The sequence below is a fragment of the Pseudomonas sp. FSL R10-2964 genome (assembly GCF_009600035.1).
Taxonomy (GTDB): domain Bacteria; phylum Pseudomonadota; class Gammaproteobacteria; order Pseudomonadales; family Pseudomonadaceae; genus Aquipseudomonas; species Aquipseudomonas bubulae.
Genome location: NZ_WIWH01000067.1, coordinates 1 through 12,512, shown reverse-complemented (window position 1 = coordinate 12,512; position 12,512 = coordinate 1). Strand labels below are relative to the sequence as shown.

The window sequence follows — 12,512 nt, the reverse complement described above, 5'->3', positions numbered from 1 at the left end:
AATTCTACAGCGTTACACGCTGCTGTCAACACCTCATTTCCTGCTTCGATGACTTGAAGCTGACACCGCCGAAAACCGTCCAACTCATTGAAACTCAAGGAGTTTTCCGTTTCGACTGCGCCGGAAGTGGGGCGAATTATAGGCCGTTTGAATCTAGGGTCAAGCACTAATTTGAACTTAAATCGCAGAAGCTGATTTCTTCTTATATAGACGCGGAATCCGGCTCTTCACCATCGGTATGCGCAGTGCCAGCAGACCTGCACCTATACAGGCATAAATCGACCATTCCTTGAGGTCCGCCCGCACTATCCAGAGCATATGCAGCAACCCCAAGCCCACTACCACATACACCAGACGATGGAGCTTCTTCCAGCGCGTGCCCAAGCGTCGCTGACTGTAGCGATTCGACGTCACCGCCAACGCCAGTAAACACAAGAACCCCAGGCTGCCGACAATAATGTAGGGACGCTTGCTTAGCTCAACACCCAACTGCGACCAGTCAAACCCCAGCACGAAAGTCAGGTAGGCACACAGATGCAGCACCACATAGGCAAAACACCACAAGCCGAGCTGTCGACGCACCGTGACCCAGCCCGACCAGCCCGTCAGTCTATGCATCGGCGTCATGCTCAACGTCACCAACAGCAGTATCAACGTTCCCAGCCCCAGACGATCGACCAACACCTTTCCCGGGTCTGGCCCCAAGGCAAAGATCCAGGCCTCGTACAACCAATACAAAGGCCAGATGGCCACCACGATAAAGACGCCAAGGCGCCAAGGTAGATGCTTCATCAGTAGTTCTTCCGCAGATCCAGGCCTGTATATAAAGAAGCAACCTCATCGGCGTAACCGTTGAACATCTGCGTATCGCGCACATTGGGACTGAACAGACCGCTCGGCAAGCGTCGCTCACGCGCCTGTGTCCAACGCGGATGATCAACTTGCGGATTCACGTTGGCATAGAAGCCGTACTCATCCGCAGCAATGCTTTGCCAGGTGGTTTTTGGCTGATCCTCGACCAGACTGATACGCACGATGGATTTCACGCTTTTGAAACCATACTTCCAGGGCACCACCAACCGTAGCGGCGCGCCATTTTGATTGGGCAATTCGCGGCCATACATGCCCACCGCCAAAATCGCCAACGGATTCATCGCCTCATCCAGCCGTAACCCTTCTACATACGGCCAGTCAATCAATGCAAAACCCGAACGCTGCCCCGGCATGACCTTAGGATCCTGCAATGTTTCAAAACGGATGTACCTGGCTTTGGAGGTTGGCTCCACCTGCTTGAGCAATGCCGAAATGGGAAATCCCATCCACGGGATCACCATCGACCAGGCCTCTACACAACGCAGACGATAAATCCGCTCCTCCAACTGATAAGGCTTCATGAAGTCTTCCAGCGCGTAACGACCCGGTTTGCCCACCTCCCCGTCGACTACCACAGTCCAGGGCTCGGTTTTCAAGGCACCAGCATTTTGCGCCGGATCCCCCTTGTCAGTGCCGAACTCATAGAAGTTGTTGTAGTGGGTCGCATCCTTGAAAGGCGTGATCGCCTCCCCCTTCACCGTGACGGCCTGCCATTTGGTCTGCGCTAGCTTGTCGGCAAACCAGGCTGGAGCCTTGCCCGGTTCAACATCTGCATAGCGCACCGCATCTTCGGCACTGGCCAAACGTGGAAGCGCGCCCACAGCCAATCCGGCAAGCGAACTACCCAACAATGCACGACGGGATAAATAGAAGGATTCAGGCGTAACGTCCGACTCTTTGCAGTCGGACGCTTTAGGCAGCTTGATGAGCATGACAACTCCGCAGTATTGGAGGGCTGATGCACCAATAGACTACGGAGTATGGGAGAAATTACATCACTCGGCGTTTTTGTTACGACGCAAACGCAGCAAGTACTGGATCGGCCCCGATGCCGCATATGCCAGGAAGGCCAGCAACAGAATGCGCGGCGGATCGCTGAACACAACCGCGAAGACCAGCACCACAGCCAGAATCGCCACAAAAGGAACACGCCCTTTCAAGTCCAGTTCCTTGAAGCTGTTGTACTTGATATTGCTGACCATCAGCATGCCGGCTGCCGCTACGAGCAAGGCAACCAGGAACGACATTTTCGAACCCTGAATACCGTAATCACTGAATGCCCATACGATACCCGCCACCACACCAGCCGCCGCCGGGCTGGCCAGGCCGATAAAGTAGCGTTTGTCCGCTGTACCTACCTGGGTATTGAAACGCGCCAGACGCAATGCCGCGCCCGCAACATAGATGAAGGCAACCATCCAGCCGACCTTGCCCATGTCCCCCAGTGCCCAGCCAAAAGCCAGCAACGCAGGGGCAACACCAAAGGCAACCATGTCCGACAAGGAATCGTACTCGGCACCAAAGGCACTTTCGGTATTGGTCATGCGGGCTACACGGCCATCAAGGCCGTCGAGCACCATGGCGACAAAAATGGCGATGGCTGCAAAGGCAAAGTATTTGCTGGCCCCAGCAGTATCACCCGCACTCATGGCACTTTGCGCACTCATGGAACTGATGATGGAGTAAAAACCGGCGAACAGGTTCGCAGTGGTGAAAAGGTTCGGCAGCAGATAGATACCACGATGCCGGACTTTTCGGCCTTCGGCGTCATGCCCTTCTTCGACATGCTCATCGATAGGCAGCAGGCTATCGGCGTCTGAAGCCGCTTTTGGCTCTTCGGGACGTTCGCTCATGGACATTACCTTGCAACGATATGGAAAGTTTCGGTAGAAGCTTGGGGCCAACACGCACCCGCAAACGATCCTGCTTTATACCAGAAGCCGCCGCTTAAACGAAAAAACGCGGCCTAGGCCGCGTTTTCTCTACAGGCTGGGAACTTAGTTCTTTGCCTGGTCAACGATTTTGTTGGCGCCGATCCAAGGCATCATCGAGCGCAGTTGCCCGCCAATGACTTCGATACCGTGAGCGGCGTTGTTGCGACGCTTGGCAGTCATCGAAGGGTAGCCGGTAGCACCCTCGCTGATGAACATTTTCGCGTATTCACCGTCCTGGATGCGTTTCAGAGCGTTACGCATTGCCTGACGGGATTCAGCGTTGATGACCTCAGGGCCAGTCACGTACTCGCCGTATTCGGCGTTGTTGGAGATCGAGTAGTTCATGTTGGCGATACCGCCTTCGTACATGAGGTCAACGATCAACTTCAATTCGTGCAGGCACTCGAAGTAAGCCATTTCTGGCGCGTAACCGGCTTCAACCAGAGTTTCAAAGCCAGCCTTAACCAATTCAACAGTACCGCCACACAGAACTGCCTGCTCGCCGAACAGGTCGGTTTCGGTTTCGTCCTTGAACGTGGTTTCGATGATGCCGGTACGACCGCCGCCTACGCCCGAAGCATAAGACAGGGCCAGGTTCTTGGCGTTGCCCGACGCATCCTGGTAGATAGCGATCAGGTCAGGGATACCACCGCCACGTACGAACTCGGAACGAACGGTGTGACCTGGCGCTTTTGGCGCGATCATGATCACGTCGAGGTCGGCACGCGGCACAACCTGGTTGTAGTGAATCGCGAAACCGTGGGAGAAGGCCAGGGTGGCGCCCTTCTTGATGTTCGGTTCGATTTCATTTTTGTACAGCGCGGACTGGAACTCGTCCGGGGTCAGAATCATGACCAGGTCCGCAGCGGCAACAGCGCTGGCAACGTCAGTTACTTTCAGGCCATGAGCTTCAGCCTTGGCGACAGTGGCCGAACCCTTGCGCAGGCCAACGGTAACGTCAACGCCGGAATCTTTCAGGTTGCAGGCTTGAGCGTGACCCTGGGAGCCGTAACCGATGATGGCTACTTTTTTGCCCTGGATGATCGAAAGGTCGCAGTCTTTGTCGTAATAAACTTTCATGATTTTCCCTTATATCCAGGCCATTCAGGCCAATTAGCACTTGTTAGTTTTAGATGCTGAGTACTTTGTCGCCACGGGCAATCCCGGTGACGCCACTGCGAACTGTTTCCAGGATCGAGGCGGTTCCAATCGACTGAATGAAACTGTCGAGCTTCTCACTGGTGCCTGTCAACTGCACGGTATACACACTGGCGCTGACATCAACGATCTGCCCACGGAAAATATCCGTGGTGCGTTTGATTTCTGCACGCTGTGCACCCGTTGCCTTGACCTTGACCAACATCAGTTCGCGCTCGATGTGAGCGCTTTCCGACAGATCCACCAGCTTGACCACTTCGATCAGCTTGTTCAGGTTTTTGGTGATCTGCTCGATCACTTCATCATGCCCCACCGTGGTCAGGGTCAGACGCGACAGGGTCGGGTCTTCTGTTGGTGCCACGGTCAGGCTTTCGATGTTGTAGTTGCGTTGCGAAAAAAGCCCGACAACGCGAGACAATGCGCCCGGTTCGTTTTCAAGAAGCAAGGAAATAATGTGCCGCATGATTAAGTACGCTCCGTCTTGCTCAGCCACATGTCGCGCATGGAGCCATCTTTGATCTGCATCGGATAAACGTGCTCACTGGTATCAACCTGAATATCCAGGAACACCAGGCGATCCTTCATGGCAAAGGCTTCTTCCATTTTCGGCTTGAGGTCTTTCAGATCGGTGATCCGGATACCTACATGCCCGTAAGCTTCAGCCAGCTTGACGAAATCAGGCAGCGATTCCATATACGAATGGGAGTGACGACTGCCGTAGTTCATGTCCTGCCACTGACGCACCATCCCCAGCACTCCGTTGTTGAGGCTGACGATTTTGACGGGCAAGCCGTACTGCAGACAGGTGGACAATTCCTGAATGTTCATCTGAATACTGCCCTCGCCTGTCACGCAGGCAACGTCAGCATCAGGGAAGCTCAGTTTTACCCCCATCGCAGCCGGGAAACCGAAGCCCATGGTGCCCAGGCCTCCGGAGTTGATCCAGCGGTTGGGCTTGTTGAAGCGGTAGTACTGGGCCGCGAACATCTGGTGCTGCCCCACATCGGACGTTACATAGGCATCGCCCTTGGTCACTTCGCAGAGCATCTCGATAACAGCCTGAGGCTTGATCTGGCTGCCGTCGCCCTTGTTGTAAGGGAACAGGTCACCGTCTCCGCGCCACTCGTCGATTTGCTTCCACCAGCTGGCAACCGCTTCCGGGTTTGGCTTGTCGCCGATGTCCTTGAGGATGGCGACCATTTCGGTCAGCACGCTCTCAACAGGGCCTACGATCGGCACGTCCGCCTTGATGGTTTTGGAGATGGACGCCGGGTCGATATCGATATGGATGATCTTGGCATTCGGGCAGAACTTGGACGGGCCGTTGATGACCCGGTCATCGAAGCGTGCACCTACCGCAAGGATCACGTCTGCGTTGTGCATCGCCATGTTGGCCGTGAAGCTGCCATGCATGCCAAGCATGCCGATAAACTGACGGTCGGTGCCAGGGTATGCACCCAGGCCCATCAGCGTATTGGTCACGGGCACGTTGAGCATTTTTGCCAGCTCGGTCAGTGGCTCCGAGCCACCGCCCAAAATAACCCCGCCGCCTGCGTAAAGCACAGGGCGCCTGGCCGCCAGCAGCATCTCTGCCGCCTTGCGGATCTGGCCGGAGTGGCCACGCAAGGCCGGGCTGTAGGAGCGCAGCTTGGCTTTTTTCGGGAAAACGTATTCGAATTTTTCGGCCGGGTTGGTCATGTCTTTCGGGATATCGACCACGACCGGACCAGGACGGCCGGATTGCGCCAGGTAGAACGCCTTTTTCATGACTTCCGGGATTTCCGAAGCATGCTTGATCATGAAGCTGTGCTTCACGATGGGCCGGGAGATACCGATCATGTCGGTTTCCTGGAAGGCATCAGTTCCGACCATGGTACTAGGCACCTGGCCCGAAATGATCACCATCGGAATGGAGTCCATGTAGGCAGTGGCAATACCGGTGATGGCGTTGGTAGCACCCGGCCCGGAAGTCACCAGTACTACACCGGCTTTACCGGTGGCACGGGCGTAGCCGTCAGCCATATGGGTTGCAGCTTGTTCATGACGAACCAGGATGTGGGTAACTTCCGGCTCTTTGAACAGTGCGTCGTAGACATGCAGGAGAGCACCACCTGGGTACCCGTAGATATATTTGACACCTTCGTCGCGCAAAAAGCGGACGAGCATCTCACCACCAGACAAAAGCTCCACGTTGTTCACCTCTAAAACGCCAGAATACCGTCCACAAAAATACGAACGGGTCTTAATAGGTTTACTTTTCAGCAGAGCATGAGCGACGGTGGTCGCCGACTACGTCAGCACTGACTGAGCAAGTATTGGGAACTCCCCAAGTATTGCGGGGGTTTCCCACCCAGCGCGAGGTAACGCGTTGCGGGTGTAACAGGTCGGCGCGGGTGTGCGCCTCATGATCTGCTGAGAGAGCCTGCTTCTGGCAGCCCCTCTACAGCGGGAGTTCGATTCTTGTCATTAGGCCTGTCCAAGTCAAGCCATCAATTCAATTTATTTGCATAAATCGACAGGAACGCACAAAAAAACGCGCAAAATGACAGAAGCCAACAAGAAAATGGATGGCTGCCAGTAAAAACTGGCAGCCATGACCTCAGGAGGCAGGGCTGATCAGGCGGTCAAAGTCTTGGAAATGCTTGAGCAAGGGTTTCCAGTTGCCACGACGCTGGGCAAACACATGCTCAGCCATATGCCAAATACCCGAGACACTGGGCAGAGGCTGCCCCCGTTCGACGATGGTTTTCATCTTCGGCAGGAAGATCCACTGCACCCATTGCTCAAAATCCAGGCGATCGACACTGAACGGCTCCAGGCTGGAAAGGTCGTGTTCGGTCGGGACCTTGTCACTCCACAAGCCCTGGGTGCGCATTTCGTGTTCGATCAGCAGCAGGAACCCGGCAACTTCAGATGTGCGTGCATCCATGACCATCAGAGGCTCACCTTGGCTTTTTGACGGGCCAATGCAGCGCCAGCGGCATCACCTTGCTTCTCACGGGCCTGGGCAATCAAACCCCACAAGCTCGCCTGCAAATCCGGACGACCGCTGGCGAACGTCAAACCACGGCGGGCAAACTGCTCAGCCTGGGCGGCATCGCCCTGGGCCATACGCACCTGAGCCAGACGATAAAGCACCTGAGGCTCACGAGGGGCCACGCGCTGGGCACGTTCAAGGCTCGATGAAGCGCCGTTCAAGTCGCCGCTCGCCTGTTGTTGCTGAGCGGTGGTAAGCAGCGCCAGCACCGGGCCATCCAGTTGCTCGTCGGCAGCCAGGCCGCCGCTGTTCGACGGAATGCCGCTGGGGGTAATGGCCGTCGGGACACTGTAGGCCGCGCCCGGTGTGTAGCTACCCGTGCTGATGGGGGCTGCGGCAGGGCCGGGGGTGATCGGCCCCGGCGTAAATGGCTGGGTGCTGATCGGCGTCGACACGCTGGCAGCGCCGCCCGGAATCATCACCACAACCCCCGAGTCCTCGGTAATCGTACGTGCCTGAGCGGCACGCGGCGCAGTGGCCTGTGGATAATTCCCCGCCGTACGCTGGGCCGAAACACGCTCGTTATTCGACACCGCAACACCAGAATCGACCACAGGGATGGACCCCTGCGGCACGCTGGCACAACCATTGAGCAAAGCCAGGGCTGAAACAGCCGCAATCCACAACTTATTCACGTCATACCCTCTTTGCTTAATTCAACCAGCCCTTGACCCAATCCATCACGGCTTCACCGGTGGCGGGCTCTTGCCCACCACAACTGGCACCAGCTGGCGGTTCACTGCCGCGAATATACGGCATCTGTACCGCGCCAGGGCAGCCGGCATCCGATCCTTGACCGGTATGCGGATCAATCCAGGCCTGCACAATGTTATCGGGCTGAGGCATGTCGAGCGGCAGCGGGTCAGCCTTCTTCATAAAGCTGGTCCACACCTGCAAGGCACCGGTTGCCCCCGTGAACGGGGTTTTGCCGTTGTCATCGCGCCCCAGCCAGACCACTGCCAGCAAGTCCTGACTAAAGCCGGCAAACCAGCTGTCACGGGAATCGTTACTGGTGCCGGTCTTGCCCGCCAACGCGAGACTCTTGGGCAGCACGTTATAAACCGAGCGCCCCGTACCTTCGCGCATCACATGCTGCATGGCGCTCTGGATCAGAAAGATCGAGCCAGGGTCAAAGCGTTGCTGGATCTGGAACGGGTAACGTTTGAGCGGCTCGCCTTCGGCTGTCAGCACGCTGCGAATGCCGCGCATCGGCGTATTGAAGCCGCCGTTGGCCAAGGTCTGGTACATGGTCGCCACTTCCATCGGGCTCAAGGCACCAGCCCCCAGCAACATGGACGGGAATGCCGGAAACTCGCGCTCCACACCCAGTCGCGCCAGGGTCTTGAGTACATTAGGCACGCCGACTTCCTGCCCCAGCCTTACCGTACCGAGGTTGTAGGAGTTCATCATGGACTGATAGAGGAAAATCGTACCGTGAGAGCGGCGGTCATAGTTCTGAGGCTTCCAGATCTGACCATCAGCGCCTTTGATCGACAATGGCTCATCCGACAGCCAACTGGTCAGCGTGTACTTGCTCGGCCGCTCAAGTGCTGTGAGATAGACCGCAGGCTTGATCAGCGAGCCAATCGGTCGCACCGCATCCAGTGCACGGTTGAAACCTGCGTAGCCTGGCGCACGACTGCCGATCAGTGCCTGGACTTCGCCGGTTTCAGGGTTGGTCACCACCATGGCGGCTTCCACTTCATCCGCGCCCTTGCGCCCGGCCAGACGCTTGAAGGTCTCGCCCACCGCAGCTTCGGACTTCATCTGCAGGATCGGGTCGAAGCTGGTGAAGATTCGCAGCCCTTCTTCGGTCAAGTCTTCGTCGCGGTAGTCTTCACGCAGCTGACGCTTGACCAGATCCAGGAACCCCGGGAACGAGCTGTCTGCCAGACTGCCGCGCTTGGTCACGCCCAAAGGCATTTTTTTCGCTGCAGACACTTGCTCGGGCGTTGCAACACCTTGCTGCTCGAGCAGGTCGAGCACCAGATTACGTCGTACAAGCGCACGCTCGGGGTAACGCCGCGGGTTATAGGCCGAGGGCCCTTTAACCATACCGACCAGCAGTGCTACCTGGTGCAACTTGAGCTCGGCCAGCGGCTGGCTGAAGAAGAACTGGCTGGCCAGACCGAAACCGTGCACCGCGCGTTGACCGTCCTGGCCGACAAACACCTCGTTGAGGTACGCCTCAAGGATTTCGCGCTTGTCATAGTGCAACTCAAGCAGCAGCGCCATCATTGCTTCGGTCAGCTTGCGGCTCAGGCTGCGTTCGTTGGTCAGGTAGAAGTTCTTGACCAGTTGCTGGGTCAAGGTACTGCCGCCCTGGCGCATTTGCCCGGCCGAGGTATTGACCCACATGGCGCGTGCAATCGACTTGGGCGACACCCCGAAATGGTGATAGAAGTCCCTGTCCTCGACGGTGACCAGGGTTTCCAGCAGAAACGGCGGTACCTGATCGATATTGATCAGGATCCGGTCTTCAAGGTTTTTCGGGTACATGCCGCCAATCAGCAGCGGCTCAAGGCGCACCACCGGCAGTTTGGAAGCATTGGTCGAGGAAAGCTCGGCAACATAGTCGCCAGAAAATCTTACCCGCACCGGCTGCGCCTGCTCGGCACCTTCATAAAACTGAAAGCCACGGGTATTGAGGTCAACCGTGTTGCCATTGACGGATGCCGCGCCCGGGCCGTTGGCCACGCTTTCACGGCGATAACCCAGCGCATCGAGCTCGGTGAGGAAGTCGTTCTTGCTCAGCTTCTGGCCGACGAACAGCTCCAGCGGGCGCGCATACACCTTGGCCGGGATGGTCCAGCGCTTTCCGGAGAATTTCTCCTGAACGATGGCATCCAGATAGACGGCAAAACCTGCCAGCACCACCAGGCCGACCAGACTGAGCTTGATTGCCCAGCCCAGCCAGGGCCTGAGGCCGCCAGAGGGACGTTTGGAACGGGAACGAGGAGATCGGGTACGAGTCATGGCGCGAGATTATACGCACTTTATTCATGTTCATCATGCGCAGCCCGGCGGTTTGCACTCCCGCTGCCAGCCGCCATAATGGCGCATCGAATATTCCCGACCTTGAAGGATCAACCGTGAGCCAGAACCTGATTGCCGCCCTGCAAAACCCGGACCTCTATCCCCATGAAGTCGAAGGATTTCAGGTTATCGAGACGCATATCTCCTGGGTCATCCTTACCGGGCCGTATGCCTATAAGTTGAAGAAACCGGTCAACTTCGGCTTTCTTGACTTCACCGAACTCAGTGGCCGCGAACACTTCTGCAATGAAGAGTTGCGTCTCAACCAGCGCCTGACCGAAGGCCTGTACCTGGACGTGCTGCCGATCACCGGCAGCGCCGACGTACCAGCATTCGGTGGTGAAGGCCCGGCCATTGAATACGCGTTGAAAATGCGCCAGTTTCCGCAAAGCCAGCTGCTGAGCACACTGCAAGCCAATGGCGAACTGAATGCCGGCCATGTCGACGAAATGGCCCAGCAGATCGCCCGCTTCCACATGCAGGCGCCCCATGTGCCTGCTGCGCACTACCAGGGCACGCCTGAGGCGGTAATGGACCCGGTTCGTCAGAACTTCGAACAAATTCGCCCGTTCCTTTCGGACAAAGCCGACCTGTTGCAACTGGAAGCACTCCAGGCCTGGGCAGAGGCCAGCTTCACCCGCCTCAAGCCGCTGTTCGAACAGCGCAAGGCCCAAGGCTTCATTCGCGAATGCCACGGTGACATTCACCTGGGCAATGCCACGATGATTGACGGCAAAGTAGTGATTTTCGACTGCATCGAGTTCAACGAACCGTTCCGCTTCACCGACGTCTACGCCGACACCGCCTTCCTGGCGATGGACCTCGAAGACCGCGGTCTGAAATGCCTGGCCCGCCGTTTCGTCAGCCAGTACCTGGAACTGACCGGTGATTATCAGGGCCTGGAGCTGCTGAACTTCTACAAGGCCTACCGCGCACTGGTTCGCGCCAAAGTCAGCCTGTTCAGCATGCCTGCCGAAGCCAGCCCGGTGCAGCGCGCAGCCACTCTGCGTCAATACCGCAACTACGCGAACCTGGCAGAGAGCTACAGCACAATTCCTTCACGCTTTCTGACCATTACGCACGGTGTTTCGGCTGTAGGTAAAAGCTCGGTAGCCATGCGACTGGTTGAAGCTTTGGGGGCGATTCGCCTGCGCTCAGACGTCATCCGCAAGCAACTGTTCGATCAGCAGACGGCAGATAACGCTGTCGGCGATGGCATCTACAACGCCGATGCCAGCGCAGCTACCTACAATAAACTGCATGAACTGGCCGGCATCGTCCTGCGAGCAGGCTTCCCGGTGGTGATCGATGCCACTTACCTCAAGCGTGAGCAGCGCGATGCGGCCGCCAAAGTGGCCGAAGCGACAGGTGTTCCTTGCCTGATCCTTGACTGCACCGCCCCGGACGCCGTGATCGAAGGCTGGCTGGCCCATCGCAAGTCCGTGGGTACCGACCCGTCTGACGCCACCCTGGAAGTAGTCAACGCTCAGCAAGCCAGCCGCGAAGCGCTGGGCGCTGATGAGATCCTGCGCAGCAAGCGTGTTGAAACCCACAACAGCAAAAGCCTCGACACTCTGATTGCCGACATTCGCCAGCGCTTGCCGGGCCTGTAAGGTCCATGTTCGCCGTGGAACCGCAACGGTTTCACGGCGTTTACCTGCGTAACATCGCCCGTTAACACAAATACGACATCAGCTCCGGCGCTGGCGTTTCACAGTCGCCAAGGTCGATTGAATGGCCATGGGCGCTCTACCCTCTTGGGTCCAGGGAACTGATTTGCGCCTTACTACTGCACATTCGCTCAATTCCAACTCCGCCTTGTTCCAAAACCGACTAACGGACTACGAATTTCCTACTGAGCGCTACACTCAATAGAGTCAACATACCCCGTAAACGCTGAGCTCACGCCGTCGCAAGGAGAGCTGATGAACGATGAACTCCAGCATTTGAAAAATCTTGGCAAGACCTCTTCACAATGGCTGCACGCTGTTGGCATTCACAGTGCCGCGGACTTGAAGCGCCTGGGCGCAGTGGATGCCTACCGGGCGGTGAAGGCCCGAGGGTTCAGAGCCTCCAAAGTACTTTTATATGCTATCGAAGGTGCCCTGCTGGATGTTCACTGGAACGATATTCCTGCAGAACGCAAAGAGGCCCTCAATCAGCAAGTCGAGCATCTGGCCACACTGAAAAAGGCCTGATACGGCAGGCTGGCAACGAACACGATGAACGGTAAAAAACAGTTGTTGACTTGGTAATGAGAATTGTTATGATTACGCCATCTGGTCGCGAGACCAGTCGATCTTCTGAAAGGCCCTTGGTTCGGACTCTCAGAAAATCTCCTCATCAGGCTAATCACGGTTATTTGACCCGGCTCTTGCCGGGTCTTTTTTTGCCTGTGTGTACGGACCGGACACATGGTGGACACACGTGCGGGGACATGGTGGACACATTATGCCCCGTAGTCAGGTTTGCTC

11 protein-coding genes are annotated in these 12,512 nt (G+C 56.8%); 2 read left to right on the top strand and 9 right to left on the bottom strand.

The features are described from left to right. Positions 1 to 177 precede the first annotated feature (177 nt). The 9 genes from msrQ to mrcB form a co-directional block, all read right to left on the bottom strand. Complete coding sequence (msrQ, locus tag GHN92_RS23205; protein WP_133144034.1) at positions 178 to 792, bottom strand: protein-methionine-sulfoxide reductase heme-binding subunit MsrQ; 615 nt, start codon at positions 790 to 792, stop codon at positions 178 to 180. Beyond that, positions 792 to 1,805, bottom strand: coding sequence for a protein-methionine-sulfoxide reductase catalytic subunit MsrP (gene msrP, locus GHN92_RS23200; protein ID WP_095002582.1), 1,014 nt, complete (start codon positions 1,803 to 1,805; stop codon positions 792 to 794). Before msrP ends, msrQ begins: the two co-directional genes overlap by 1 nt. Positions 1,806 to 1,868: 63 nt before the next feature. After that, positions 1,869 to 2,726 carry a CDP-diacylglycerol--serine O-phosphatidyltransferase gene (pssA, locus tag GHN92_RS23195; RefSeq protein ID WP_095002581.1) on the bottom strand — a complete coding sequence of 286 codons (858 nt, stop codon included), beginning with the start codon at positions 2,724 to 2,726 and terminating at the stop codon, positions 1,869 to 1,871. Between the two features lie 144 nt (positions 2,727 to 2,870). Continuing rightward, on the bottom strand, positions 2,871 to 3,887 hold the full coding sequence (gene ilvC, locus GHN92_RS23190) for a ketol-acid reductoisomerase (RefSeq protein WP_095002580.1): 1,017 nt from the start codon (positions 3,885 to 3,887) through the stop codon (positions 2,871 to 2,873). A 49-nt stretch (positions 3,888 to 3,936) separates the two neighbouring features. After that, the gene (gene ilvN / locus GHN92_RS23185) at positions 3,937 to 4,428 is read right to left on the bottom strand and encodes an acetolactate synthase small subunit (protein ID WP_016783407.1); all 492 of its coding nucleotides are present in this window, start codon (positions 4,426 to 4,428) and stop codon (positions 3,937 to 3,939) included. Positions 4,429 to 4,430: 2 nt separating this feature from the next. Beyond that, positions 4,431 to 6,155 carry an acetolactate synthase 3 large subunit gene (locus tag GHN92_RS23180; RefSeq protein ID WP_095018783.1) on the bottom strand — a complete coding sequence of 575 codons (1,725 nt, stop codon included), beginning with the start codon at positions 6,153 to 6,155 and terminating at the stop codon, positions 4,431 to 4,433. Between the two features lie 409 nt (positions 6,156 to 6,564). Further along, positions 6,565 to 6,894, bottom strand: a complete 330-nt coding sequence (locus GHN92_RS23175) for a YqcC family protein (protein WP_133144039.1) — start codon at positions 6,892 to 6,894, stop codon at positions 6,565 to 6,567. A 5-nt stretch (positions 6,895 to 6,899) separates the two neighbouring features. Beyond that, positions 6,900 to 7,637 (bottom strand): M48 family metallopeptidase, encoded by a 738-nt coding sequence (locus GHN92_RS23170; protein ID WP_133144033.1) that lies wholly within the window; start codon positions 7,635 to 7,637, stop codon positions 6,900 to 6,902. 16 nt (positions 7,638 to 7,653) lie between these two features. After that, positions 7,654 to 9,978: a penicillin-binding protein 1B gene (gene mrcB / locus GHN92_RS23165; RefSeq protein ID WP_133144032.1), complete on the bottom strand. Its 2,325-nt coding sequence runs from the start codon at positions 9,976 to 9,978 to the stop codon at positions 7,654 to 7,656. A gap of 116 nt (positions 9,979 to 10,094) precedes the next feature. Here mrcB and GHN92_RS23160 point away from each other — a divergent pair, with 116 nt between their 5' ends. Then, positions 10,095 to 11,651: a bifunctional aminoglycoside phosphotransferase/ATP-binding protein gene (locus GHN92_RS23160; protein ID WP_133144031.1), complete on the top strand. Its 1,557-nt coding sequence runs from the start codon at positions 10,095 to 10,097 to the stop codon at positions 11,649 to 11,651. A 312-nt stretch (positions 11,652 to 11,963) separates the two neighbouring features. Continuing rightward, the gene (locus GHN92_RS23155; protein WP_095002576.1) at positions 11,964 to 12,236 is read left to right on the top strand and encodes a TfoX/Sxy family protein; all 273 of its coding nucleotides are present in this window, start codon (positions 11,964 to 11,966) and stop codon (positions 12,234 to 12,236) included. Positions 12,237 to 12,512: the final 276 nt, after the last annotated feature.